Here is a 23,764-nt window from a genome sequence, read left to right on the forward strand (position 1 = left end):
ACTGATGGTGAGTTTCTCGTACACGGCTGCCGACGAGGAGAAGAGCAGGGGCGTCCGGCGGATGAAGACGCTGGCGACGTCCCTGCTCGCGGTGGTCGCCGTGATCTACGCCCTGGCCACCTGGGCGGAGAACGCGGGCTGGGGGACCTGGGCGGGCTATGTCGCGGCGGCGGCCGAGGCCGGGATGGTCGGCGCGCTCGCCGACTGGTTCGCGGTCACGGCCCTCTTCCGGCACCCGCTCGGCCTGCCGATCCCGCACACGGCGATCATCCCGAAGAAGAAGGACCAGCTGGGTGCCTCGCTGGGCACCTTCGTGGGTGAGAACTTCCTCTCCGCCGACGTCGTACGGGGCAGGCTGCACGCCTTCGGCATCGGCGGCCGGCTCGGGGCGTGGCTCGCGGACCCGGCGCACGCCGACCGCGTCACGGCGGAGGCGTCGACGGCGCTGCGAGGCGCACTGACGGTCCTCCGGGACTCGGACGTCCAGGCGGTCGTCGGGGAGGCGATCACCCGGCGGGCCGAGGCGGTGGAGATCGCGCCGGGCCTGGGCAAGACCCTGGAGAAGATCGTCTCCGACGGGGCGCACCACCGGGCCGTCGACCTGATCTGCACCCGCGCCCACGACTGGCTGGTCACCCACGGCGACTCGGTGATGGACGCGGTGCAGGGCGGAGCGCCCGGCTGGACGCCCCGCTTCGTGGACCGCCGCATCGGCGAACGCGTCTACAAGGAGCTGCTCCGCTTCGTGACCGAGATGCGGGACATGCCGGGCCACCCCGCGCGCGGCGCGATCGACCGTTTCCTCACCGACTTCGCCGCCGACCTCCAGGCCGACACGGACACCCGCGCCCGCGTGGAGCGCCTGAAAGCGGACCTCCTGGCCCGCCCGGAGATCCAGGACATCATCGCCTCGGCGTGGTCCTCGATCCGCAACCTGATCATCGCGGCGGCCGAGGACGACCGCAGCCAGCTCCGCCTCCGTGCCCGCGCCTCCCTGATCTCGCTGGGCAACCGCCTGGCGACGGACTCCCGCCTCCAGGGCAAGGTCGAGGGCTGGGCGGAGGACGCGGCGGCGTACGTGGTCACGACGTACCGCCACGAGATCACGTCCCTGATCACCGACACGGTCGCCGGCTGGGACGCCACCCAGACCTCGAAGAAGATCGAGGCCAACATCGGCCGCGACCTGCAGTTCATCCGCATCAACGGAACGGTGGTGGGAGCGCTGGCGGGCCTGCTGATCCACACGGTGAGCCACGGGGTGGGCGGCTGAGGATCAGCCCTTGGTACGGGTGACGGCCCAGGAGGCGACAGCCATCCCTCCCGCCACGGAGAACACGGCGGGCCAGGCCCCGATCTTCTTGGCGAGCGGATGGGACCCGGCGAACGCGGCGACATAGGCGGCACCGAGCCCGGCGGCCACCTTCCCCCCACCCACCCGCTGCCACTCCCGACCGGCCACGCCCCCGGCCGCGGCGAGCACGACCCCACCGAGGGGCCGCTTCTTGGTCCACCGGGCAACGGCATACCCACCGACGAGCCCGACGGCGGCGACGGCGGGGGAGGGGATACGGGGCATGGGGCGGGCCTTCCTGGTGTGTACGGGTCGTTCCTCCGAGCCTACGAGGGGACGCGTACGAACTCCCTGCCGGGCACCGACACGGCGCATTCGGGGCAGAGGGTTTCGTCGGTGTGGGGCCGGAAGAGCATGGGTTGGGTGTGGGTGCTGCTTGCGCATTCGCGGGTGCCTCGGAGGCGGGGGGAGAGCTGGTCGGGGGTGGTGGCGGGGGCTGCGGTCGGGAGGGTGAGGGGCGGTACGTCCCGGAGCAGGTAGCGCAGAAGCCCGCCGGGCCGGTGGACGGGCGTCCCCGCACCGGGCAGGCCGCGCTGAACGTGCTCATGGATGTCGGCGGGGGTGTGTCCGGCGTCGAGCCAGCGGGTGGCGAGGCGGGTGAGTTCGTCGCGCATGCCGGGCGGGATGTGGCGGAGGGCGGGGGAGAGGAGGTGCAGGGTGCCGACGAGTGCGCGGGCTTCTTCGAGGTGGGGGCTGGTGGGCGTGAGGTCGGCGGGCTCGTTCGTGTCGATGGATCCGGTCGCGTCGGCGGACCCGGCTTGGCCGTTGAGATCGACGGCTTGGCCCGCCTCGTCCGTCTCCGCCGGAAGGTTGGAGGTGTCTCCCTTCGGGTGTTTCTTTGGATGACGGCCGGTGGGCGGGGTGGTTGGCTGACCGGCGGCCGGTTTGCGGGGACTCGGTACGGCCTGCGGGGTCGCGGGGCCACCGGCGAGGAGCTTGGCGGCCTGGTCGGTGGTCAACGGGGTTGAGGAGACGAGCTGTTGGGTGATCCAGCGGCCGCCGGCTCCCTGGACACGCCGCTCGTGCACAAACCCTTCGTCCTTGAGCTGCCGCTTGGCGCGGGCGAAGGCGCATGACCCGATCCGGGCGCGTTCGGCGGTGCGGGAGAGGGATTCGCTCGCGCTCCGGGGCAGGGAGAGCTGCCAGGTCAGGAGCCGGACGGCGTCGGAGCTGAGCCGGGGGTGCCGGATGAGCTCGTGCGAGAACTGGCTGAAGGCGCGCGAGGGCGCGTTAAAGTGCCGGTAGATCACGGTGGACCGTTGCTTCCACTAGTGGTTCAGGCCCTCGTTGACGGTTGCAGCCATCGACGGGGGCCGTTTTGCGTGAACGTACCGTACGGGTTGTGTCCGAGTGGTCACTTTGAGTAAAGAGCGCTCATGTGGGTGACGGGCAGGCCCAACAGGGTTGGGGAGCGGGCGAGTTTCTGGCGCGGCCGCCCTCTTTCCGAGTGTGGCGGCCTCCGCCGCCGCGTCAAGGGCGCTCCCTGCGGTCGTGTCGCTGCGCGATGGGCTGCGCCCACCCTTAACGCGGCGGTGGAGGCCGCCTTTTCGCACTCGGAGGGCGGCCGGGGGCGTGGCCACGGGGGCCCGGGCAGTGTCCGGGGTCGGAGAGCGTCCGACGGGCTGGTGGGTGGGGGCTGGGTTCGCGGTCGGGACCGGTGGGCGCGGTTCGGTCGAGTCGGGGTGTGCGGTTGTTGCATGGGGCGGCCTGGCAGGGCTTGGCGAGTTGCGGAGGTGGGGTGGCTTGGCTTCAGGCCCCGCTAGTCATTGCCGGTGGGTGGTGGGGTGATGGTGGCGAAGGTTTCGTGCACCTCGATAGCCCAACGAGGGTGATTCATCCCTTTCATTCGTTCTGTCGAGGGGTGTTACCAGCGGTAGGGCGGAGTTATCTCCACGCACCCGCCCCTCGCGACCCTTCCCCCACCGGGAGTGACCGGCGGGGCCTGAAGCCCGGCAATCAGCCGACCATGAGACGCCGAGCCGGAGCCCGGCCGCCCCTGCAACGACCGCGCACCCCGAGGCGAGGGAACCGCACCCACCGGCCCTCGCCGCGAACCCAGCCCTCACCCACCAACCGGTCAGGCCCATGACGACCCCGACCACTGCCCGGGCATCCGGTGACCCCGGCCCCACCAGAAGCCCACACGGCACCCCCACCCCAAGGACCTCAGAAGCCAGATGTGCCCGCATGGTGCCGTCCCCGAGATTGCCGGCTTCCTGGGGCGTCTACCTCCGTCGGGCCGTCAGGTCGCTCACTCTTGGGCGGACAGCGAGTCGACGAAGGTCTGCCAGGGGGCAGGGTGCATAGAGATGGCGGGTCCTTGTATCGATTTTGAGTCGCGTATGAAAATCTTCGTCTCTGTTTGTGCGCACTCTAGGCATTCGCCGCCCGAGCCGTTGCTGTAGGACGACTTGTTCCAGTGAAGGTGAGGGGACGTTTTGCTCGTAACGCTCTTCATCTCACGTTCTCCTTTATGAGGGTTTTGATCAGCTGGATCGATCGGTGCGGGCTTGCAGCCGCCGCTCGCAGATTGTCGAAGGCTCTGGCGTACGCGCGTACCTCTTCGAGCCCTTCCATGTAGATCGCGTCGGTGATGCCATCTCGATACACGAGGTCCGGGTCCTCGGGGTCGGGGAAGCCCAGCATGGTGAAGGCGCCTGTTGCAGGGTAGGGGCCAGCGTCGAAGGGCATGACCTGAAGAGTGACGTTGGGAAGCTCACCGGTCTCGAGCAAGGCCTCCAACTGCTCACGCATGAGGGAATGGTCTCCAACGATGGTCCGGAGCGCGCTCTCGTGCACCACGAACCAGGCATCTGGTGCTTGGAGCGATCGAAGCCTTTCCTGGCGTTCCATCCGGACCTGTACGGCCCGCTGGATGTCTTCACCGCTCATGTGGTTGGTCGCGCGATGTAGCTCGCTCGCGTACGTGGGTGTCTGCATGAGGCCAGGGATGAACTCGTTCTGGTACTGGCGAAACGTAGAGGCATCTTGTTCCAAGCCGATGTAGCTGGAGAACCAGGAAGGAACTCCGCTTCCATGAAATTGCCACCAGCCCTTCTGTTTGGCTTGCTTCGCCAGAGATTTGAGGAAGTCCCTTACTTCGTCGTCTACTTCGTAGAACCGGCAGAGGGCTTCCACGTCGGAAGGTTGGACCCGGCCGCTGCCTGTTTCCATGCGGTTGACCTTGGATCCACTCCAGTCCAGGGCCTCTCCGACCTGCGCGCAGGTGAAGTCACTCGCCTCGCGGAGCCTCTTCAGCTCGATCGATAGTCGTCGACGGCGAGCGGTGGGTGAGCCAGCCATGTCCATCTCCTCTCGCTAGCGGATGTCCAGTCTGCGTACCAGACGGTGGCCCGCCAATCGCTCGATAGTGGGAATCTCTCTGTGCACATTGCAGGAAGGGATGTGTAGACGCCACTCTGATGATCCGTCACTGGATGTCAAGAAGCTTGGGAATCTGGGAGGTTGGTGTGAACGATGACGGATGCATGGTGCGCAAGCCGTGGGAGCTTTCGTTCCTGGCGGAACCGCAGGAAGTGGTTGGGCTTCGCCGTGTTGTGAGACTCCACCTGAAGCTATGGGGACTGGTGCGGCAGATCGAAGCTGCTCAGCTCTGCGTCACTGAACTGGTCACGAACGTGATTCGCCACGTGGGGGTGGGCACCCCGACGTCGCTCCGCCTGTTGATGAACGGCACCTACTTGCGGATCGAGGTCTGCGATCCGGAATGTCGCATGCTGCCGACGATGTCCACCGTTGGGCCTGAGGCCGAGTCCGGCAGAGGTTTGGCATTGGTCGACGGGATCACGGATCGGTGGGGTGTCCTGCTCGGAGCAGACCGCAAGGTCACATGGTGTGAGATTGCGACCGACCTCACGACACCCAATGGCCACAGTGGTGGCATGCGTGTCACGCGGGCGGAAGCCATGATCTCTCTCTACGGCACCATTGCTTCTCCCCGGGCGGTCAACGCGAGTCGGCTCGCTACGGCTGTGGCCAAGGATGCCGCGATCGATGTGATCGTCGATCTCCTGCACTGGATGGGTGCCCACGGGTATGACGTCGATGATGCCCTGGATGCGGCCCAGGTGCGCTTTGAGGCTGGTGCGTGAGCGTCGTGGGCAACGTGACGAGGTAGCACGATCTCGTATCTGCGACGAGGCGTTCTGATCTAGATTCTCCGCATGGGGATTCGAGACTTGCTGAACGAGGTCGCAAGCACGTACGACCGTAAGGCTGGTTCGGGGCGTGAAGTCAAGGGGCAGCAGGTGCTGCGGGGGGTCGCGAGGCGTACGGACCTCGCCCTTCCGCCGGGTTTCAGAGCCAAGGGGCATGGAGGTCAGACCACTCCGGCAGCGACGCCGTGGATCGGCGTCTTTGACGAGCAAGGGATGCGAGACCCTAAGAAGGGCTTGTATCTCGCCTACATCTTCAGCGCTGACCTGAAGAATGTGACCCTGACCTTGCAGCAAGGGATTACCTGGCTAGAAGACGCGCTGGGGAAAGGTAGAGCGCGCGAGGAGCACCTTCGCCATCACGCGGCGAGGCTCCGCCGGGCCGTGAGGAGGCAGGAAAACCTCGATTGGGTAGACGAACCGGACCTCAGGGATGCGGCGGCGCGCCCGAGGGCGTATGAGGCGGCCAGCGTGATTGCCAAGGTGTACGACACCGCCGCCTTGCCGAGCGATGTTGCGCTGTTGGAAGACCTCTTGCTCGGCATCCAATCTCTGCGGCGGGCTGAGGAGTTCGATCGCGTTTGGTGGATGAGTAACGACACTGACGCTCTCGAGCTTGCCTACGACCTGAGCAGCCACGCTCGACAGGCCACTGAATCCGTGGCTGACTTCGATCCGCTCGCTGACTTCCAGCCGAAGGACAGCGGTGAGTACACGGCGCAGATCAGCGCCCGCCAACAGGTCAAGCAGCGAAGCCACGAGGACCTTGTCAGGGACTTCGGCCTCTACGTTGCAGATCGTGGATACAGCCCCATAACGCGGCTACAGCACCCAAAAGACCTGGTTCTGCGACAGCAGCACGTCTCTGAGGGGCCGGGAAACGAGTGGCTTGTCGAAGCGAAGATTGTCCGCCACGGGAACCCGACGGTGGCGGTGCGCGAGGCTCTAGGGCAGCTCTACGAGTACCGTCACTTCCTCTATCGGAAACAGCCGGAGCCCTTCCTCGTAGGCCTCTTCTCCGAGGAGATCGGCGTGTACGCCCCGTACCTGGAGGAGCAGGGGATTGCTTCGGTCTGGCGGTCCGATGGCGGGTGGGGGGGTTCCCCCAGTGCGCGGGACTGGGGGATGACGACGGAGTAGCGCCGGGTTAGGTGGAGTCGCCCCCGTGGCACTCCCCGTAGCTACGAGAAGACCCGCACCAGCAGGGGGAGGTACGTGCCGGCGGCCAAGCCGCCGCCCGACCCCTGGCCGCCAGCGTGGTGGCGTACTGGGGGAGGAGGTCCGCGTTCGACGGGTGGGTGGATTCCGAGGCGGCGAAGGCTTCGTAGGAGGGGACCGTCGCGCGGACGATGCCCAGGTTGGGGGTGCCGGCCTGGGAGAGTTCGCGGAGGGAGGCCTCGATGTCCGTCAGGTGGGCGCGGTACGTGGGGTACTCGGCCTCCAGTTCCGGGTACGCGGCCAGCAGTTCGTCCAGTTCCGGTTCGGGCCAGTGCAGGACCGCCACCGGGAACGGGCGGGACAGGGCCGTGCGGTAGGTGCCCAGTTCCGAGCGGAGCCGGTCGATCTCCGCCTGGAGCTCCGCCGGGTCCTCGGAGCCCAGCGACCACAGGCGCTTCGGGTCGTGGAGTTCGTCCAGGGGGACGGCCCCGCTGTGCAGCCGGTCCGCCAGTACGTCCCAGTCGTCGTGCGGCAGCGCCAGCATCCTGCGGACCCGGTGGCGGGTGATCAGGAGGGACTGGGTCGCGTGGGGGAGGTCCTCCGACGTGGCCAGGAGTTCCGCCGCCTCCGTCAGCGTCGACTCCGCCGCCTCCAGCTCGTCGTGGGCCTCCAGCGTCTCCGCCGTGATCTCCCACGGGGCCGCGTCCGAGGGCCGCGCGCCGCGGAGGCCGTCGATGATCGCCCGGGCCTCGGCCTCGTGCCCGTACTCCCACAGGTTCGCCGCCTTCAGCGCCCTGATCAGGTGCGGGTTCGCCGGCGCCGGGGACAGGAGGGAGTCGTAGAGGGCCGTCGCCGCGGGGCGGTCGCCCGCCAGTTCCAGATGGGCCGCGGCCTGGAGGAGCAGGGGCTCCCGGTCCTCCGGGTACTGCGCGGCGGTGCGCAGCAGGCGCTCGGCTTCGGCGGTGTGGGCGGCAGGCGTGTCGGGGCGCATGCGCTCCACCGTACTGCGGTGCGAGCCTGGAGAGTTGGCGCCCCAGCGCTTATCGTGCCCCGCGTGCGGGCCAGGGTGGGGCAGCGGGTGCGACGGCGGGGGCTTCGGGTGCCGGTCGTCGTCCAGTCGCGGGGGCGGCGCCGCAGGAGTGCCCGGGTGCTGTGGGCGGGGGCCGAGACCGTCGTCACCTGTGGCGTCGTCCTGTTGCTCCTCGTCGTCCACCAGCTGTGGTGGACCAATCAGCAGGCCCGTGCCGAGGCCCGTCAACAGGTGCGGGTCCTCGAGCGTGAGTGGGGCATCTCTCCCCCCGCCTCCGTGACTGCCGGGCCTCCCTCCGAGCCTTCCTCTGGTCCCTCCGTCGCTCCTTCCGGCGGCGGCTCGGGCGGTTCCGGTGGTGTGTCGTCCGACGGTGGTCGTTCCCCCGTGCCGAGCCGCCCCCGGCCCGCCGCCCCCGAGCCCTCCGCCGCCTTCGCCGTTCTTCGCGTCCCCCGGATCGGTCTCACCGCGCCCGTCGCCCACGGCGTCTCCAAGCGGTCCGTCCTCGACAAGGGGTACGTCGGGCAGTACCCCGGCACCGCAGCCCCCGGCCGGGCCGGGAACTTCGCCCTCGCCGGGCACCGGAACACCCACGGCGAGCCCTTCCGGTACATCAACCGGCTCGTGCCCGGGGACGAGATCTCCGTACGGACCCGGGACGCCACGTACACCTATCGCGTCGACCAGGTCCTGCCCCGTACCGCGCCCCGTGACGTGGGGGTCATCCGGGCCGTCCCCCGGTCCGTCGTCAAGCCCTCGTACGGGTACGACACTCCCGGCGCCTACCTCACCCTCACCACCTGCACCCCCGAGTTCAGCAGCGCCTACCGGCTCGTCGTCTGGGCCAGGCTCGTCCCCGACCGGTGACCCCGCGCCAGTACGAGGATGAGCACGGCCCCGGTCAGCGCCAGGCCCGCCGAGGCCAGCACCGCCGTGTCCGGTCCCGCCGGCGTCAGCGCCAGCGTCAGGGCCACGCCCGCCGACGAGCCGATGTAGCGCGCGGTGTTGTTGGCGCCCGAGCCCATCGCCGCGCGCTCCGGCGGGACGGAGTCGACCGCGAGCCGGGGCAGCGCCGCGTTCAGGAGCCCGCTGCCCGCGCCCGCCACGAGGAGGCCGGGGAGAAGACGGGGCCAGGGGCCCTCCTCCACGCCTCCGAGCAGGGCCAGGGTCCCCGCCGCCGACAGGGCGAATCCCAGCGCCAGCTGGTACGGGGCCGAGAGCCGGCCCGGGAGGCGGCGCGCCTGGAGGGCCACCACGAACGCCGTGCCCGACCAGAGCACGAACAGCCAGGCCGCCCCCAGCGGTGACATTCCGGCCCCGCCCTGGAGCAGCGCCGGCACCACGCTGAACAGTCCGATCACCGCCAGGCCCGTGAACAGCGCCCCCAGCGTCGACGCCAGGAACGCCGGCCGCCGCAGCAGCGCCAGGTCCACCATGGGCGTACGGCTCCGGCGCTCGACCGCCACGAACACCGCCGTGAGGGCCGCGGAGGTCAGAAGGAGGAGGCCCACCGGGGGGCGCAGCCAGCCGTCCCTGCCCAGGGTGAGTGCGGTGAGCAGCGCCGCCAGGGCCAGGCCGAGAGCCGCCGCTCCCGCTATGTCGGGGCGGGGATGGGGCTTCTCTTTCGGCCCGTCGTCCGGCAGCAGCCTCGTTCCCGCCGCCGCCGTCACCAGTGCAGCCGCTCCCAGCACCCCGTACGCGAGCCGCCAGTCCGCCAGGCTCAGCACGCCCGCCAGCAGCGGGCCGAGGGCGATGCCGCCGCTGACGGACGCGCCCCAGATCCCGGTGGCCCTGATCCGGTCCCGGCCCGCCGGGTACGCGTGGGCGAGGAGGCCCAGGCTGCCCGCGAGGACCGCCGCGCTCGCCGCGCCCTGGGCGATCCGCGCCGCGGTGAAGGTGAGCGTGGAGCCCGCGAGGGCGCCGAGGGCGGTGGTGAGGCCGAGGGCGAGGGTGCCGAGGAGGAAGACCCGGCGGCGTCCGTGCGCGTCGGCGAGGCTGCCGGCGATCAGGAGGAGGACGGCGAGGCCGAGCGGGGTGCCGTTGAGGAGCCAGGCCTGGGCGGAGGCCGGGGTCGCGAAGGCGGCGGCCATGTCGGGGAGGGTGAGCATGGGGGCCGTGTAGTTCATCAGCGCGACGGCGGTGGCCGCGGCGGTGACGGCGAGGGCGGCCCCTGGGCGGGCGCCGCGGGGTGGGGCGGAGGAGTGGGCGGCGGGTGCGAGCTGGGGAACGGCGGAAACCTCCACCTGTCGGTTCGGTGAATGAACTCAGTGAGTAGGCGGTCACCGTAGCAGGTGGGTTCGGTCAGTGAACCTTGGGTGGGTACGATGGGCCCCATGGCCCTCGGCAAGGACTACGCCCACCAGCAGTGCTCCGTCGCCCGCGCGCTCGAAGTCGTCGGCGAACGCTGGACCCTGCTCGTCGTCCGCGACGCCTTCTACGGCGTCCGCCGCTACAACGACTTCCTCGTCCACCTCGGCGCCCCCCGCGCCGTCCTCGCCGCCCGCCTCCAGGCCCTCGTCGAGGCCGGTGTCCTCGACCGGCGGCGCTACCAGGAGTCGCCCCCGCGCGACGAGTACGTCCTCACCGAACGCGGTCTCGCCCTCTGGCCCGTGCTGCGTTCGCTCGGCGCCTGGGGCGGGGCCGAGGTCCCCGGAGCCGTACCGGCACGCCACTTCCACCACGCCGACTGCGGCACCGAACTCGGCCCGTACGGCGAATGCCCGGCCTGCCGCGTCCCCGTCCCGCCCGCCGACGTCGAGATGCGCCCCGGCGCCGGGCTCGACCGGGACCCCGGCGATCCGGTCGGCCGCGCGCTCCTCGGGGCCCGCCGCCTCCTCGTACCCCTCCACGACCCGTCGCCCGACAAGAGCCTCTGAGGGGCGGGAACTCCTGAGGGGGCCCGCGCGTCCAAGTCGGTGAGAGACCGCGTGATCCGGTGAGAGACCGCGCGACGCGCACGGCGGGGGAGGTGGCGGTATGACGGTCAGGGCCCTGGTCCTGCGGTTCGTCGCGCCGCTGTTCTTCCTGCTCGCCCTCGCCGACCTGCTCCTCTCCGACGGCGGTGGCGTCTCCGCCGCCTTCGCCCTCGCCGCCACCACCGTCGTCTGCGCCCTGTTCGGAGCCCGTACGGCCCCGGCCGTGCCGCCCACCGCCGTCCGTACGGCCATCCGCGACCGCGAGCGGCGCACCGCCTTCCTGCCCCAGCGCGACCCCGACGCCGCCGGCCGGCGCAGACCCCGCGCTCCCGGCCGTCCCCTCCCGACGGCCGCGTAGGGAGCACCCGCACACACCACACCGGACGCTCCGGACACCCCGAGCGCCTCCGGGGGAACCCCGCGCAACCCTTCAGGCTCCTCACGCGGATCCGTCATGCCGAGAAACCCCATCTCCCCGGCACGACGAGACCCACGGAGGGCTCCCCTTGTCCGACTTCCTGTCCGTCTTCGCTTCCCTGGTCGAGCGGCTCGCCGACCTGCTCCAGCCGCTCTTCGGCACCACCGCCACAGCCGCCGCGATCGTCCTCTTCACCCTGCTCGTCCGGCTCGCGATCCATCCGCTGTCCCGGGCCTCCGCCCGTGGCCAGAAGGCCCGCACCCGGATCGCGCCGCAGCTCGCCGCGCTGCGGAAGAAGCACGCCAAGAACCCCGAGCGGCTGAGGAAGGCGATCACCGAGCTGCACGCGCGGGAGAAGGTCTCGCCCTTCGCCGGCATCCTGCCCGCCCTCCTCCAGGCGCCCGCGTTCCTGCTCATGTACCACCTGTTCACCGACGGCCGGATGGCCGGGCACACCCTCCTCGCCGCCCCGCTCGGCGACCGATGGGCCGACGCCCTCGCCCACGGCGGCGTCCTCGGCCCGGCCGGGACGGTCTACCTCGTCCTCTTCGCGCTCGTCGCCGCCGTCGCCACGTTCACGTACCGGCGTACGAAGCGGCAGCTCGCCGCCCAGCCCCTCGACCTCGGGCAGCCCACCCCGGGCGCCGGAGCCGTCGCCAAGGTCATGCCGTTGCTCTCCTTCGCCACCCTGATCACCGTCGCCGTCGTCCCGCTCGCCGCCGCCCTCTACGTGGTCACCAGCACCACCTGGGCCGCCGCCGAGCGTGCCTTCCTCTTCCGCGAGGAGAAGGGCCCCGAGCCCGTTGCTACTCGCGCGTAAGGGTCCACTGCGTGAACGGGGTCTTGCAGAGTGACCCGTTGTCTTGGAGGATCGGCCAATCCTCCGATGGCCGCACTCCATCGGCCGGGGTACCTCAGGGCCCTTACCGGGCCCGCCTCGACCACAGGGAGAAGTCCATGAAGCTGCTGCGTGTCGGTCCGCCCGGAGCCGAGCGTCCCGCCCTGCTCGACCAGGACGGGACGCTCCGCGACCTGTCCGCCCTCGTCGACGACATCGACGGCAGTCTGCTCGCCGACGCCTCCGCCCTCGACCGGATCAGGGCCGCCGCCGGTGCCGGTGTGCTGCCCGCGCTCGACGCCACCGGGCTGCGCGTCGGCCCGCCCGTCGCCCGGATCGGCAAGGTCGTGTGCATCGGGCTGAACTACCACGGCCACGCCGCCGAGACCGGCCAGGCCACCCCCGCCGAGCCCGTCGTCTTCCTCAAGGCCGCCGACACCGTCGTCGGCCCGGACGACACCGTGCTCGTACCGCGCGGTTCCGTGAAGACCGACTGGGAGGTGGAACTCGCCATCGTCATCGGGCGCACCGCCCGCTACCTGGAGACCGACGAGCAGGCGCTCGCGCACGTCGCCGGGTACGCCGTCGCCCACGACGTCTCCGAGCGCGAGTTCCAGATCGAGCGCGGCGGCACCTGGGACAAGGGCAAGAACTGCGAGACCTTCAACCCGCTCGGCCCCTGGCTGGTCACCGCCGACGAGGTGCCCGACCCGCAGGCCCTCGGCCTCCGGCTCTGGGTCAACGGCGAACTCAGGCAGGACGGCCACACCTCCGACCAGATCTTCCCCGTCGCGGAGGTCGTCCGGTACGTCAGCCGGTTCATGACCCTGTACCCGGGCGACATCATCAACACCGGCACCCCGGCCGGCGTCGCCATGGGGCAGCCGGAGCCCAAGCCGTACCTGCGCCCCGGTGACGTCGTCGAGCTGGAGGTCGACGGTCTCGGCCGGCAGCGGCAGGAACTGAAGGGCGCCTGATCCCGGCAGGACGCCTGTGGGTGAAAGGGGCGGCGCCCCGCGTGGGGCGCCGCCCCTTCTGCCGGTCCCGGAGACTCCGGCGGCGGCGCGCCCGTGTCTTTCAGCCGGCGGTGGAGGCGGAGGCGTACGAGCCGAGCAGGCGCTCCAGCGCCTCGACGACCATGGCGTGGTCCTCGGCCTGCGGCAGCCCCGAGACCGTGACCGAGCCGATCACGCCCACGCCCTCGACCGCGACCGGGAACGCGCCGCCGTGCGCGGCGTACCGGTCGGAGTCGAGGCGCGAGGACGCCTCGAAGGTCGTCCCCTTGGCGCGGAAGCGGGCGCCGACCAGGAACGAGCTCACGCCGTACCGCTCGACGACCCGTCGCTTGCGGTCGATCCAGGCGTCGTTGTCCGCGCTCGACCCGGGCAGCGCGCAGTGGAAGAGCTGCTGCGGCCCCCGCCGGATGTCGATCGCGACGGGCGCCCCGCGCTCGCGGGCCATGCCGACGAGCAGGGTGCCGAGCGTCCAGGCGTCCTCGTACGTGAACCGGGGGAGGACCAGGCGTGCTTCCTGGGCCTCCAGTTCGGAGATCTCTCCGTTGCTCACAGCGTCACCGTGATCCTCTCGTGGGCCGACCGCTTCGCCGCCTCCAGGACGTCGAGCGCGGCCGCCGCCTCGTACGCCGTGACCGGGTTCTCGCCGTTGCCGCGCAGGGCGGCGGTGACGGCGGCGTAGTACGCCGGGTAGTCACCCGGCAGCGACTCCACCGGGGTGCCGCCGCCGGTCAGCGGCGACTCGCCGGCGCCGATCCGGCCCCACAGCCTCTCCGGTTCCACGCCCCACGCCGCGCCCGGTACGGGTCGCAGCCCCTCGCGCAGGTCGGCCTCCTGGGGGTCGAGCCCGTACTTCACGAAGCCGGCGTTCCGCCCGAGCACCCGGAAGCGGGGGCCGAGCTGGGCGGTGGTGGCGCTCACGTACAGATGCGAGCGGACGCCGTTCGCGTGGGTGAGCGCGAGGAAGGTGTCGTCGTCCGCCTCGGCGCCCGGCCGGCGCACGTCCGACTCGGCGTACACCGAGACCACCGGGCCGAAGAGGACGAGGGCCTGGTCGACGACGTGGCTGCCCAGGTCGTAGAGGAGACCACCGATCTCCCCGGCCGCGCCGGACTCGCGCCAGCCGCCCTTGGGGAGCGGCCGCCACCGCTCGAAACGCGACTCGAAGCGCAGGACCTCGCCGAGCGCGTCCTCGTCGAGGAGGCGGCGGAGGGTGCGGAAGTCGTTGTCCCAGCGGCGGTTCTGGAAGACCGAGAGCAGCAGGCCGCGCTCCTCGGCGAGGGCGGCGAGGGCGCGGGCCTCGGCGGCGGTCCCGGCCAGCGGCTTGTCGACGACGACCGGGAGGCCGGCCTCCAGGGCGGCGGTGGCGATCGGGACGTGCGTCTTGTTGGGGGAGGCGACGACGATCAGGTCGAGACCGTCCGCCCCTTCCTCCCACAGCTCCTCGGGAGTGGCGACGACCCGGACCCCGGGGTGGGCGGCGCGGGCCTCGGCGGCCCGCTCGGGGTTGCCGGTGGTGACGGCGGCGAGGACGAGGTCCTCGGAGGAGGCGATCAGCGGGGCGTGGAAGACGGAGCCCGCGAGGCCGTAGCCGACGAGTCCGACGCGGAGGGGGGTACGGGGACCGGTGCCAGTCATGCCGCCCACTTAAGCAACGGTGTTGCCAAAGTGCAAGCGACCGCCACAATGGGCGGGTGAAGACGGACCTGGGTGGAGTGAACGTACCGGCCTTGCGCAGCCACAACGCGGCGCTCGTGCTCGACCTGCTGCGCACGGCGGGGAAGCCGGGCATCAGCCGCCTCGAACTGGCCGAGCGGACCGGGCTCACCCCGCAGGCCGTCAGCAAGATCACCGCCCGGCTCCGGGCGGAGGGCCTCGCCACGGAGGCCGGCCACCGCGCCTCGACCGGCGGCAAGCCGCGTACGGTCCTGCGCCTCGTCCCCTCCGCCGGGTACGCCGTCGGCGTCCACCTCGACCGCGACGAGCTGACCACGCTCCTCACGGACCTCGCGGGCACGGTGGTGGCCCTGCGCCGCCGCCCGCTCGACCTGGGGGCGGGGACGGGGACGGTGCTCGACGCGGTGGCGGAGGAGGTACGCCTCCTCATGGGCGGAGGGGCCGACACGGGCGGTGCGGCCGGCACTGGGGGCGCGGGCGGCGCCCGGGGCGTTCTCGGCGTCGGGGTCGCCATGCCCGGCCCCCTGGACCACCGCGCGGGCGTGCCCGGCCGGGTGACCGGATTCCCGCAGTGGGACGGTCACCCCGTCCGCGAGGAGCTGACCCGGCGCATCGGACTGCCCGTCGTCCTCGACAAGGACACCAACGCCGCCGCCCTCGGCCTCGCCCTCCGGCCGTCCGCCCCCGGCTCCTTCGCCTACGTCCACCTCGGTACGGGCCTGGGCGCCGGTCTCGTCCTCGGCGGCGCGCCGCTGCGCGGGGACAGGACGGGCGCGGGGGAGCTCGGCCACCAGACCGTGCAGCTCGACGGGGACCCGTGCGACTGCGGCGGGCGCGGTTGCCTGGAGGTCCTGTGCCTCGCGGCGGTCGGGCGCGGCGAACTCGCCGTGGCCGCCCGCATCCTCGGCGCGGGCGCCGCCAACCTCGTACGGCTCCTCGACATCGACCAGGTCCTCCTGGGCGGGCGGGTGGTGCTCGCGGCGCCGGAGGCGTTCGCGGACGGGGTGCGGGAGGTCCTGGCGGGGCTCGGTCTGCCGACGCCGGTGGGTATTGCGGCGGGGACGAACGTGGGAGTGGACGCGGAGGTGGAGGCGAGCACGGAGGTGGAGGCGGCCACCGACACGGACGCGGTGGCCGTGGGGGCCGCCTGGCTCATCCTCGCTCCGATCTTCGGAAAATAGGCTGATCGGGCGGATCGGACGGGTCGTTCGGGGCGCGCACGGTGTCGCTGCCCGGCCCGCCCCCTCCGGCGTGGCAGCGTCGCGGCCGACCCGTACGCCCGCGAGCAGCAAAGGCCCCGCCCCATGGCATCCGCCCCCCTGCGACCGCGCAGCGCCCGCACCCTGACGACGGCGGCCACCGCCACGGCCCACCTGGCCCTGGCGACCCTGGCCCTGGCGAACCCGGCCTTGGCGAACCCGGCCCTGGCGGCCGAAGCGCCGTCCGCGTTCCCGCGGCTCGCGTCCGCCGCCCCGGCCCTCGCCGTCGTCGCCACCACCCCCGCCGCCGCCCCCCGCGCGCCCGCGCCCGATCCCCCCACCCCCACCTGCGGCACCCCGTCCGGACCCGCCTTCCCCCTCGACACCCGGCTCCACGGGGGCCCCGCCGACTACCCCGCCGGCGGACCCCCGCAGGAGTGGAAGCTCGACCTCACCAACACCACCGCCGCGCCCTGCTCCGGCATTCACCCGGTGCTCGTCCTCACCGACCGCGAGCGGGCGCTGCGCCCGGAGCAGATCCGGTTCGAGTTCTACGACGCCGGGTCCGCGCGCTGGCGGCCGGTGGCCTTCGAGGTGACCGAGGAGGCGGAGAACGTGGGCGCGTTCACCGGGTTCGGCGGCTTCGCCGTGCCCGCCGGCCAGACCCTCACCGTGCCCGTACGGCTGGCCTTCCGCGCCGGGACCGTCCCCGACGAGGTCGTCGTCAACGCCGCCGTCGTGCAGCGCCGCGGTGCCGACGGCGACTGGGTCGGGGAATCCGGCGACTACCGTCTGACCGTCGGGCCGGCCGGCTCCGAGACCCCGGCCGAAAGCGCCGAGCCTGCCGAGCCCGTCGTCCCCGCCGAGCCGACCGGGCCCGTCGTCCCCGCCGAGCCCGGCGAACCCTCCGTGTCCGCCCCGGCGGCCCCCTCCCGGCCGCCCGGCACCGTCCCGCGTCCGCCCGGTTTCACCGCCGACCCGAGGGACCCCGGCGCCCACCCGCCCGGCCGGGAACTGGCCAGCACCGGAAGGGAGTCGGAGGCGTACGCGCAGCGCCTCGCCCCGCTCGCCGCCGCACTCGTCCTCCTCGGCGCCGTCCTCGTGCGGAGCCGCCGGTCCGGACACCTCGGCGCCGTCCTCGCCAGGGCGCGCCGGGCCAGGACGCGCCGGGCCTAGGCGCACCGGGCCCAGGCGAATCGAGCCCGGACACCGGGCCTAGGCACACCGGGCCCAGGCGCACCGGACCCGCAGGCCCCGGCACCGCTGAGTCATGCCACGTACACCTTCCCGTTCATCCCCGTCTGGGACCATCCCCCGGTGAACTACCAGAACACCCCCGGCGCCCCCGTCCGCTCCGGCGTCCCGGAGCACGGCCGCGTGCCCAAGTACTACGCCGTCAAGGCGAAACTGGCGGTGCTGATCGACGAGTTGGGAGAGGGCGGGCTGCTGCCCACCGAGCGCGACCTCGCCGCCCGCCACGAGGTGTCCCGCGAGACCGTCCGGCAGGCGCTGCGCGAACTCCTCCTGGAGGGGCGGCTGCGCCGCCAGGGCCGGGGCACGGTCGTCGCGGGCCCGAAGCTCGAACAGCCCCTCTCGCTCGCGAGTTACACGGAGGGGGTACGCCGTCAGGGCCGCCGTCCCGGCCGCAGCCTGATCTCCCTCGACCGTTTCCCCTGCCCGGAGCCGCTCGCCCCCGAGGTCGGCGCCGAACCGGGTGATCCCGTCTGGCACATGGAGCGGGTGCTGCTCGCCGACGACGAGCGGGTCGGCCTGGAGAGCACGTACGTCTCCGAGGCCCGCGCCCCGCGCCTGGACGCCGAGTTCGACCCGGACTCCTCCTTCTACGCCTATCTCCACGACCGGCTCGGCATCTCGTTCGGCACCGCCGACGAGCGCATCGAGACGGTGCTCGCGACCCCGCGCGAGGCCCTGCTCATCGGTACTCCGCCCGCGCTCCCGATGCTGTTGCTCCACCGTGTCTCCCGGGACACCTCGGGGCGCCCGCTCGAGCGGGTCCGCACCCTCTACCGGGGGGACCGCTTCAGCTTCACCGCCCGTCTGGGGGAGCAGGGCTGACGAGGAGGAAGCCGTCCCGAACCCCGTGTGGTAACAGATTGGTAACGGGTCTGGGCCAAGTTTGTCGGTTCGTTCACCGTCCCGTCGCTCACGCGCCCCGTCCGGGTCACCCGTCGCCGCGACCGTCGACGGCATGAAGGTGATCGTCGTAGGAGCCGGCGTGGTGGGAACCATGCACGCCTGGCACGCAGTGGAACGCGGCCATGAGGTCGTACACATCGAGCGCGAGGCCGAGGCACGCGGAGCCTCCCTCCGCAACTTCGGCCAGATCTGGGTGAGCGGACGGGCGGGCGGGGAGGAACTCGACACCGCCCTGCGCGCCCGCGAACTCTGGGAGGGCATCGGGGCCCGCGTCCCCGGTCTCGGCTTCCGGCCCATCGGCTCCCTCACCCCCGTACGGAACGAGCTGGAGCTCGCCGTCGCCGAGGCCGCCGTCGCCCGTCCCGACGCCGCCGCCCGTGGCTACAAGCTGCTCACGGCCGACGAGGCCCGCGCGGTCAACCCGGCCCTGCGGGGCGCGTTCGAGGCCGCGCTCTGGTGCGAGCGGGACGCGGCCGTCGAGCCGCGCCTCGCGCAGCTCGCCCTCCGCGAGGCGCTCCTCGCCACCGGCAAGTACACCTTCCTGCCGAACCGCGAGGTGCGGGACGTCGTCGGAGAGAACGCCGTCCGCGACGACCGGGGCGAGGTCCATACCGGCGACGCCGTCGTCCTGTGCACCGGCGCCTGGCTCTCCGGCCTCGTCCGCGAGGTCGCCGGCGAGATACCCGTCCGCCGCGTCCGGCTCCAGATGATGCAGACCGAGCCCCTCGGCGAGCCGCTCACCACCTCCGTCGCCGACGCCGACTCCTTCCGCTACTACCCGGCCTACGCCTCCGAGGCGCTCGACGCGCTCCGGGCAGGGCAGCCGCAGGACCCCACCGCCGCCGCCCACAAGATGCAGCTGCTCATGGTGCAGCGCCTCGACGGCGGACTGACCATCGGCGACACCCACGAGTACGAGCACCCCTTCGCCTTCGACACCCTCGAAGACCCCTACGAGCACCTCACCCGTGTCGTCGAGTCCTTCCTCGGCCGCCCGCTGCCGAAGGTCAGGCGGCGCTGGGCCGGGGTGTACGCGCAGTGCGTCGACACCAGCCGGGTCGTGCACCGCCAGCGGGTCCGCGACGGCGTGTGGCTGGTGACCGGGCCCGGCGGCCGGGGCATGACCTGCTCGCCCGCCGTCGCCGAGACGACCGCGAACGAACTGGGCTGGTGAACCACATGACCTCCACGAACACGAACACGAGCAAGCGCACGCACGACCTCGTCGTCCTCGACATGGCCGGCACCACCGTCGCCGACGACGGTCTCGTCGAGCAGGCCTTCACCGTCGCCGCCGAGCGCCTCGGCGAAGACCCCGCCACGATGATCGACCACGTCCGCGCCACCATGGGCGAGTCCAAGATCTCCGTCTTCCGCCACCTCCTCGGCGGCGACGAGGACCGGGCCCGGCAGGCCAACCTCGCCTTCGAGGAGGCGTACGGCGAACTCGTCGCCGACGGCCGCATCGCCCCGATCCCCGGCGCCGCCGAGACCATCGCCGCGCTCGAGGAGCAGGGCAGGACCGTCGTCCTCACCACCGGCTTCGCCCGGGTCACCCAGGACGCCATCCTCGACGCCCTCGGCTGGCGCGACCTCGTCGGCCTCACCCTCTGCCCGGCCGACGCCGGCGGCCGGGGCCGCCCGTACCCCGACATGGTCCTCGCCGCCTTCCTCCGCACCGGCGCCGTCGACGACGTCCGCCGGATCGTGGTCGCGGGCGACACCTCGTACGACATGCTCAGCGGCGTCCGCGCCGGTGCCGGGCTCGTGGCGGGCGTCCTGACCGGCGCCCACGGCGAGACCGCGCTCGCCGAGCACGGCGCCGACCGCGTCCTCGCCTCCGTCGCCGCACTTCCCGCGCTGCTCCAGGAGTACGAGGCATGACCAGCGGCATCCGCTTCGACGCCGTGTCCGTCGCGTACGGCGGCACCACCGTCCTCGACCGTCTCGACCTGACCGTCGAACCCGGCGAGGTGATGGCCCTCCTCGGGCCCTCGGGCTCCGGCAAGACGACCGCGCTGCGGGCCGTCGCCGGATTCGTGCGGCCGGTCTCCGGGCGGGTGCTCATCGGCGACCGCGACGTCACCGGTCTCCCGCCGTACAAGCGGGGGATCGGGATGGTCGTCCAGCAGTACGCCCTCTTCCCCCACCTGCGGGTCGAGGCGAACGTCGCCTTCGGCCTGAAGGCCCGGAAGGCGCCGAAGGACGAGATCCCCGGCCGGGTCGCCGAGGCCCTGGAGATGACCGGCATGGCGGCCTACGCCCACCGGTACCCCCGGGAGCTCTCCGGCGGTCAGCAGCAGCGCGTCGCCATCGCGCGGGCGCTCGCCATCCGGCCCGAGGTCCTCCTCCTCGACGAGCCGCTCTCCGCGCTCGACGCCCAGCTGCGCTCCGGGATGCTGGCCGAACTGGCGCGTCTGCACCGGGAGCTGCCGGACGTGTCGATCCTGTACGTCACGCACGACCAGGTCGAGGCGCTGACCCTCGCCGACCGGATCGCCGTCATGGACAAGGCCCGGCTCCAGGACTGCGGCACCCCGCAGGACCTGTACCGCAGGCCGCGTACGGAGTTCACGGCGTCGTTCGTCGGCAACGCCAACCTGCTGCCGGTGACGGTCGGCACGGACGGCGTCGCCTTCGAGGGGACCGAGCTGAAGGTCGCCACGGACGGTGTCGCCTCCGGTGCGAGCGCCACCCTGTGCGTACGCCCGCACCTGGTCGGCCTCGGCGAGGGCCCGAACGCGCTGCGCGGCCGGATCGCCGAGGTCCAGTGGCGGGGCTCCACGCACCGGCTGTACGTCGAGGTCGGCGGGCACCGGGTGAAGGCGGACGTCCGGGAGCTGCGGGAGACGCCGCGGCTCGGGGCCGAGGTGACGCTGCACTTCGCGCCGGACGACGCCGTGCTGCTCGCCGCGGGGGTGACCGATGGCTAGTCGAGCCCCGGCTCTCGTCGAGGAGCACCCCGCACCGGGCGTCCTGCCCACCGGCTCCGCCCCGGAGGAGCCGACGCCCGCCCCGGAGGCGCGACGCGCGGTCCCCACCTGGGTGTGGGCCCTGCCGCCCGTCGCCGTCCTCGCCGTCGTCTTCCTCTATCCGCTCGCCCTCGTCGTCCAGGAGTCCCTGGCCCCCGGCGCCTACGCCGACGTCCTCGCCTCCACGTCCTTCCGCGAGGCCCTCGTCACCACCGTGTGGCTCGCCGTCGCGTCCACCGCCGGCTGTCTGGTCCTCGGCTTCGTGCTGGCGGTCGTGATCGCGTTCGTGCCGTTCCCCGGCGGGAAGGCGGTGTCGAAGTTCATCGACGTCTTCCTCTCCTTCCCGTCCTTCCTGATCACGCTCGCCCTGCTCTTCCTCTACGGCACGGTCGGCATGGCCAACGGCGTCTGGACGGACGTCACCGGCGACCCCTCGGGCCCCTTCCAGTTCCTCACCACCCCGTGGGGCGTCCTCCTCGCCGAGATCACGTACTTCACCCCGTTCGTGATGCGGCCGCTCCTCGCCGCCTTCTCGCAGATGGAGACGGCCCAGCTGGAGGTGGCGTCCTCGCTCGGCGCCAGGCCGCTGCGGATCGTCCGGCAGGTGATCCTGCCCGAGGCGCTGCCCGCGCTCGCCGCCGGCGGCAGCCTCGTCCTCGTCATGTGCCTCAACGAGTTCGGGATCGTCCTCTTCACCGGCGCCAAGGGGGTCACGACCCTTCCGATGCTCGTCTACGGCAAGGCGATCCTCGAATCCGACTACGCCGCCGCCTGTGTCGTCGCCGTCGTCAACGTCGCGCTCTCCGTGGGCCTCTACGTCCTCTACCGGGGGGTGAGCCGCCGTGCTGGTGCATAGCCGTACGGGCAGGTGGACGGCGTGGGCCGGGTTCGCCGTCCTCTCCGTCCCGCTCTTCGCCCTGCCGCTCCTCGTCATCGTCGCCGCCTCGTTCTCCACGAACTGGTCCGGCGCCTTCCCCTCCGGGCCGACGACCGAGCACTACACGGCGGCCGTACGCGGGGAGTCCCTGCAGGCGCTCACCACCAGCCTGGTCACCGCCGTCACCGCCAGCCTGATCGCGCTGACCGTCGGCACCTGGGCCGCGCTCGCCGGGGCCGCCCTGGGGAAGCGGGGCAAGCGGGTCCTCGACGCCCTGTTCATGCTGCCGGTCGCCGTGCCGTCCGTGGTCGTCGGCCTCGCCGTCCTCGTCGCGTACTCACAGCCGCCGGTGCTCCTCAACGGCACCCGCTGGATCGTGATCCTCGCCCACACCGTCCTGGTCACGGCCTTCGCCCACCAGTCGGTCTCGGCCGCCGTCACGCGGCTCGACCCGATGTACGAGCAGGCGGCGGCCGGCCTCGGCGCCCGCCCCTCGTACGTCCTGCTCCGGGTGAAGCTGCCGCTCCTGCTGCCGTCCCTGAACGCCGCCGCCGGGCTCTGCTTCGCCCTGTCCATGGGTGAGCTGAGCGCCACGATGATGCTCTACCCGCCGGACTGGCTGCCGCTTCCGGTGCTGATCTTCACCGCCACCGACCGGGGCTCCCTGTTCACCGGCTCGGCGCTCGCCGTGGTCCTCATGGCCGCGACCCTCCTCGCGCTGCTCGCCGTCTCCCGCATCCGTACCAAGGCCTCGTACCGCTAGAGCCCCTGCTTCCCTTCCGCTTCCTTCCGCCAGGAGAAAACGACGTCATGCGCACGTACGCCAAGCCGATCGCCGCCGTCACCGGCTCCCTCGCCCTCGCCGCCACCCTCACCGCCTGCGGCGGCTCCTCCGCCGCCTCCGACGAGAAGACCGTCACCGTCTACAGCGCCGACGGCCTCAAGGGCGAGGCGGGGGACGGCTGGTACGACAAGGTCTTCGCCGACTTCGAGAAGAAGACCGGCATCAAGGTCAAGTACGTCGAGGGCGGCTCCGGGGAGATGGTGCAGCGCGCCCTCCGCGAGAAGAGCAACACCCAGGCCGACGTGATCGTGACCCTGCCGCCGTTCATCCAGCAGGCGGACTCCAAGGGCCTGCTCCAGAAGTACGAGCCCCAGGGCGCCGACCAGGTCGACGGCGGTGACAAGTCCGGCGACGGAAAGTGGACCTCCGTCGTCAACAACTACTTCGGCTTCATCCACAACAAGAAGGAGCTCCCCACGGCCCCGAAGAGCTGGGAGGAGCTGCTCGACGCCACGTTCAAGAACAAGCTCCAGTACTCCACCCCCGGTGTCGCGGGCGACGGCACCGCCGTCCTCATCAAGGCGATGCACGACTTCGGCGGCCAGGAGCCGGCCATGGAGTACCTGAAGAAGCTCCAGGCCAACAACGTCGGCCCGTCGTCCTCCACCTCCAAGCTGGCCCCCAAGGTGGACAAGGGCGAACTCCTCGTCGCCAACGGCGACGTCCAGATGAACTTCGCCCAGTCCAAGTCCATGCCGAACCTCGGCATCTGGTTCCCGGCCAAGGGCACGGGCAGGCCGACCACCTTCGCCCTGCCGTACGCGGCCGGCCTGGTGGACAAGGCCCCGCACACCGAGAACGGCAAGAAGCTCCTCGACTTCATGCTGAGCGAGGGCGCCCAGCGCGAGGTCAGCGCGATCGGCGGCGGCTTCCCGGCCCGCAAGGACGTCAAGGCCACCGACGCCAACGCCATCGAACTCGCCGAGCTGATGGAGGGCGTCGAGGTCTTCGAGCCGGACTGGGCCGACATCGACAAGAACCTCAAGACGTACGTGGACGCCTGGAAGTCCGCGACCGGAAGCTGATCGGTTGATCGGCTGATCGGCTGATCGGCACCAAGAGTTCACCGCACGACTCTGGAACACCTCCGTACATCGCGGAAGGATAACGGGTACGGACCAACGCCCCTGAGAAATCAGG

At 71.8% G+C, this 23,764-nt stretch carries 25 protein-coding genes; 17 read left to right on the forward strand and 8 right to left on the reverse strand.

Annotated elements, in window-relative coordinates; genetic code table 11:
* Window positions 1–4 precede the first annotated feature (4 nt).
* Window positions 5–1,273, forward strand: a complete 1,269-nt coding sequence (locus ACFWUY_RS00410) for a DUF445 domain-containing protein (RefSeq protein WP_384100332.1) — start codon at window positions 5–7, stop codon at window positions 1,271–1,273.
* A gap of 3 nt (window positions 1,274–1,276) precedes the next feature.
* Here ACFWUY_RS00410 and ACFWUY_RS00415 read toward each other — a convergent pair whose 3' ends face one another.
* From ACFWUY_RS00415 to ACFWUY_RS00430, 4 genes are all read right to left on the reverse strand, one after another.
* Window positions 1,277–1,579 carry a hypothetical protein gene (locus ACFWUY_RS00415; protein WP_384100334.1) on the reverse strand — a complete coding sequence of 101 codons (303 nt, stop codon included), beginning with the start codon at window positions 1,577–1,579 and terminating at the stop codon, window positions 1,277–1,279.
* Window positions 1,580–1,620: 41 nt separating this feature from the next.
* Window positions 1,621–2,604: a hypothetical protein gene (locus ACFWUY_RS00420; RefSeq protein ID WP_384100336.1), complete on the reverse strand. Its 984-nt coding sequence runs from the start codon at window positions 2,602–2,604 to the stop codon at window positions 1,621–1,623.
* A 1,001-nt stretch (window positions 2,605–3,605) separates the two neighbouring features.
* Entirely contained in the window at window positions 3,606–3,812 is a 207-nt protein-coding gene (locus ACFWUY_RS00425) for a DUF397 domain-containing protein (RefSeq protein WP_384100338.1), read from the reverse strand.
* Window positions 3,809–4,657, reverse strand: a complete 849-nt coding sequence (locus ACFWUY_RS00430) for a helix-turn-helix domain-containing protein (RefSeq protein WP_384100340.1) — start codon at window positions 4,655–4,657, stop codon at window positions 3,809–3,811. The genes ACFWUY_RS00425 and ACFWUY_RS00430 overlap by 4 nt, the downstream gene beginning before the upstream one ends.
* Window positions 4,658–4,824: 167 nt before the next feature.
* Here ACFWUY_RS00430 and ACFWUY_RS00435 point away from each other — a divergent pair, with 167 nt between their 5' ends.
* Window positions 4,825–5,466, forward strand: coding sequence for an ATP-binding protein (locus ACFWUY_RS00435; protein ID WP_384100342.1), 642 nt, complete (start codon window positions 4,825–4,827; stop codon window positions 5,464–5,466).
* A gap of 72 nt (window positions 5,467–5,538) precedes the next feature.
* Window positions 5,539–6,669 (forward strand): MrcB family domain-containing protein, encoded by a 1,131-nt coding sequence (locus ACFWUY_RS00440; RefSeq protein WP_384100344.1) that lies wholly within the window; start codon window positions 5,539–5,541, stop codon window positions 6,667–6,669.
* A gap of 7 nt (window positions 6,670–6,676) precedes the next feature.
* Here the strand turns inward: ACFWUY_RS00440 and ACFWUY_RS00445 are convergent, their stop codons facing one another.
* A complete protein-coding gene (locus ACFWUY_RS00445; RefSeq protein ID WP_384100346.1) occupies window positions 6,677–7,678 on the reverse strand; it encodes an SEC-C metal-binding domain-containing protein in 1,002 nt (333 codons plus the stop codon).
* Between the two features lie 63 nt (window positions 7,679–7,741).
* Between ACFWUY_RS00445 and ACFWUY_RS00450 the strand changes: the two genes are divergently transcribed.
* The gene (locus ACFWUY_RS00450; RefSeq protein WP_384100348.1) at window positions 7,742–8,581 is read left to right on the forward strand and encodes a class E sortase; all 840 of its coding nucleotides are present in this window, start codon (window positions 7,742–7,744) and stop codon (window positions 8,579–8,581) included.
* Here ACFWUY_RS00450 and ACFWUY_RS00455 read toward each other — a convergent pair.
* Window positions 8,539–9,957 carry an MFS transporter gene (locus ACFWUY_RS00455; protein ID WP_384100350.1) on the reverse strand — a complete coding sequence of 473 codons (1,419 nt, stop codon included), beginning with the start codon at window positions 9,955–9,957 and terminating at the stop codon, window positions 8,539–8,541. The two genes, ACFWUY_RS00450 and ACFWUY_RS00455, sit on opposite strands and share 43 nt — an antisense overlap.
* 90 nt (window positions 9,958–10,047) lie before the next feature.
* Here ACFWUY_RS00455 and ACFWUY_RS00460 point away from each other — a divergent pair, with 90 nt between their 5' ends.
* From ACFWUY_RS00460 to ACFWUY_RS00475, 4 genes are all read left to right on the forward strand, one after another.
* Window positions 10,048–10,590, forward strand: a complete 543-nt coding sequence (locus tag ACFWUY_RS00460; protein WP_384100352.1) for a winged helix-turn-helix transcriptional regulator — start codon at window positions 10,048–10,050, stop codon at window positions 10,588–10,590.
* Window positions 10,591–10,690: 100 nt separating this feature from the next.
* Window positions 10,691–10,987, forward strand: a complete 297-nt coding sequence (locus tag ACFWUY_RS00465; protein ID WP_384100354.1) for a DUF6412 domain-containing protein — start codon at window positions 10,691–10,693, stop codon at window positions 10,985–10,987.
* A gap of 148 nt (window positions 10,988–11,135) precedes the next feature.
* Window positions 11,136–11,867, forward strand: coding sequence for a YidC/Oxa1 family membrane protein insertase (locus ACFWUY_RS00470; protein WP_384100356.1), 732 nt, complete (start codon window positions 11,136–11,138; stop codon window positions 11,865–11,867).
* A 137-nt stretch (window positions 11,868–12,004) separates the two neighbouring features.
* Complete coding sequence (locus tag ACFWUY_RS00475; RefSeq protein WP_384100358.1) at window positions 12,005–12,862, forward strand: fumarylacetoacetate hydrolase family protein; 858 nt, start codon at window positions 12,005–12,007, stop codon at window positions 12,860–12,862.
* A 100-nt stretch (window positions 12,863–12,962) separates the two neighbouring features.
* Here the strand turns inward: ACFWUY_RS00475 and ACFWUY_RS00480 are convergent, their stop codons facing one another.
* Window positions 12,963–13,451, reverse strand: coding sequence for a heme-degrading domain-containing protein (locus ACFWUY_RS00480; protein WP_384100360.1), 489 nt, complete (start codon window positions 13,449–13,451; stop codon window positions 12,963–12,965).
* A complete protein-coding gene (locus ACFWUY_RS00485) occupies window positions 13,448–14,536 on the reverse strand; it encodes a Gfo/Idh/MocA family oxidoreductase (protein WP_384100362.1) in 1,089 nt (362 codons plus the stop codon). The genes ACFWUY_RS00480 and ACFWUY_RS00485 overlap by 4 nt, the downstream gene beginning before the upstream one ends.
* Before the next feature lie 56 nt (window positions 14,537–14,592).
* On the opposite strand from ACFWUY_RS00485, the gene ACFWUY_RS00490 reads away from it, so the two are divergent.
* The 9 genes from ACFWUY_RS00490 to ACFWUY_RS00530 all read left to right on the forward strand — a co-directional run bounded on the left by ACFWUY_RS00490 (window position 14,593) and on the right by ACFWUY_RS00530 (window position 23,649).
* The gene (locus tag ACFWUY_RS00490; protein ID WP_384100364.1) at window positions 14,593–15,756 is read left to right on the forward strand and encodes an ROK family protein; all 1,164 of its coding nucleotides are present in this window, start codon (window positions 14,593–14,595) and stop codon (window positions 15,754–15,756) included.
* Between the two features lie 123 nt (window positions 15,757–15,879).
* Entirely contained in the window at window positions 15,880–16,950 is a 1,071-nt protein-coding gene (locus tag ACFWUY_RS00495; protein WP_384100366.1) for a hypothetical protein, read from the forward strand.
* A 141-nt stretch (window positions 16,951–17,091) separates the two neighbouring features.
* Complete coding sequence (locus tag ACFWUY_RS00500) at window positions 17,092–17,850, forward strand: GntR family transcriptional regulator (RefSeq protein WP_384100367.1); 759 nt, start codon at window positions 17,092–17,094, stop codon at window positions 17,848–17,850.
* A gap of 133 nt (window positions 17,851–17,983) precedes the next feature.
* The gene (locus ACFWUY_RS00505) at window positions 17,984–19,105 is read left to right on the forward strand and encodes a TIGR03364 family FAD-dependent oxidoreductase (protein WP_384100369.1); all 1,122 of its coding nucleotides are present in this window, start codon (window positions 17,984–17,986) and stop codon (window positions 19,103–19,105) included.
* A 5-nt stretch (window positions 19,106–19,110) separates the two neighbouring features.
* Complete coding sequence (locus ACFWUY_RS00510; RefSeq protein WP_384100371.1) at window positions 19,111–19,815, forward strand: phosphonatase-like hydrolase; 705 nt, start codon at window positions 19,111–19,113, stop codon at window positions 19,813–19,815.
* On the forward strand, window positions 19,812–20,864 hold the full coding sequence (locus tag ACFWUY_RS00515; RefSeq protein ID WP_384100373.1) for an ABC transporter ATP-binding protein: 1,053 nt from the start codon (window positions 19,812–19,814) through the stop codon (window positions 20,862–20,864). Before ACFWUY_RS00510 ends, ACFWUY_RS00515 begins: the two co-directional genes overlap by 4 nt.
* Complete coding sequence (locus tag ACFWUY_RS00520; protein ID WP_384100375.1) at window positions 20,857–21,759, forward strand: 2-aminoethylphosphonate ABC transporter permease subunit; 903 nt, start codon at window positions 20,857–20,859, stop codon at window positions 21,757–21,759. Before ACFWUY_RS00515 ends, ACFWUY_RS00520 begins: the two co-directional genes overlap by 8 nt.
* Window positions 21,746–22,543 (forward strand): ABC transporter permease, encoded by a 798-nt coding sequence (locus tag ACFWUY_RS00525; protein WP_384100377.1) that lies wholly within the window; start codon window positions 21,746–21,748, stop codon window positions 22,541–22,543. The genes ACFWUY_RS00520 and ACFWUY_RS00525 overlap by 14 nt, the downstream gene beginning before the upstream one ends.
* 47 nt (window positions 22,544–22,590) lie before the next feature.
* Window positions 22,591–23,649 (forward strand): 2-aminoethylphosphonate ABC transporter substrate-binding protein, encoded by a 1,059-nt coding sequence (locus ACFWUY_RS00530; RefSeq protein WP_384100379.1) that lies wholly within the window; start codon window positions 22,591–22,593, stop codon window positions 23,647–23,649.
* The last annotated feature ends 115 nt before the right edge of the window (window positions 23,650–23,764 follow it).

The sequence above is a fragment of the Streptomyces sp. NPDC058664 genome (genome assembly GCF_042716635.1).
Lineage (GTDB): Bacteria > Actinomycetota > Actinomycetes > Streptomycetales > Streptomycetaceae > Streptomyces.

Excerpts from the sequence above, each read along its gene's own strand:
- ACFWUY_RS00410 (WP_384100332.1), top strand. The coding sequence starts at position 5 with ATGGTGAGTTTCTCGTACACGGCTGCCGACGAGGAGAAGAGCAGGGGC.
- ACFWUY_RS00415 (WP_384100334.1), bottom strand. The coding sequence starts at position 1,579 with ATGCCCCGTATCCCCTCCCCCGCCGTCGCCGCCGTCGGGCTCGTCGGT.
- ACFWUY_RS00425 (WP_384100338.1), bottom strand. The coding sequence starts at position 3,812 with ATGAAGAGCGTTACGAGCAAAACGTCCCCTCACCTTCACTGGAACAAG.
- ACFWUY_RS00430 (WP_384100340.1), bottom strand. The coding sequence starts at position 4,657 with ATGGCTGGCTCACCCACCGCTCGCCGTCGACGACTATCGATCGAGCTG.
- ACFWUY_RS00440 (WP_384100344.1), top strand. The coding sequence starts at position 5,539 with ATGGGGATTCGAGACTTGCTGAACGAGGTCGCAAGCACGTACGACCGT.
- ACFWUY_RS00445 (WP_384100346.1), bottom strand. The coding sequence starts at position 7,678 with ATGCGCCCCGACACGCCTGCCGCCCACACCGCCGAAGCCGAGCGCCTG.
- ACFWUY_RS00460 (WP_384100352.1), top strand. The coding sequence starts at position 10,048 with ATGGCCCTCGGCAAGGACTACGCCCACCAGCAGTGCTCCGTCGCCCGC.
- ACFWUY_RS00465 (WP_384100354.1), top strand. The coding sequence starts at position 10,691 with ATGACGGTCAGGGCCCTGGTCCTGCGGTTCGTCGCGCCGCTGTTCTTC.
- ACFWUY_RS00475 (WP_384100358.1), top strand. The coding sequence starts at position 12,005 with ATGAAGCTGCTGCGTGTCGGTCCGCCCGGAGCCGAGCGTCCCGCCCTG.
- ACFWUY_RS00485 (WP_384100362.1), bottom strand. The coding sequence starts at position 14,536 with ATGACTGGCACCGGTCCCCGTACCCCCCTCCGCGTCGGACTCGTCGGC.
- ACFWUY_RS00495 (WP_384100366.1), top strand. The coding sequence starts at position 15,880 with ATGGCATCCGCCCCCCTGCGACCGCGCAGCGCCCGCACCCTGACGACG.
- ACFWUY_RS00505 (WP_384100369.1), top strand. The coding sequence starts at position 17,984 with ATGAAGGTGATCGTCGTAGGAGCCGGCGTGGTGGGAACCATGCACGCC.
- ACFWUY_RS00510 (WP_384100371.1), top strand. The coding sequence starts at position 19,111 with ATGACCTCCACGAACACGAACACGAGCAAGCGCACGCACGACCTCGTC.
- ACFWUY_RS00515 (WP_384100373.1), top strand. The coding sequence starts at position 19,812 with ATGACCAGCGGCATCCGCTTCGACGCCGTGTCCGTCGCGTACGGCGGC.
- ACFWUY_RS00520 (WP_384100375.1), top strand. The coding sequence starts at position 20,857 with ATGGCTAGTCGAGCCCCGGCTCTCGTCGAGGAGCACCCCGCACCGGGC.
- ACFWUY_RS00530 (WP_384100379.1), top strand. The coding sequence starts at position 22,591 with ATGCGCACGTACGCCAAGCCGATCGCCGCCGTCACCGGCTCCCTCGCC.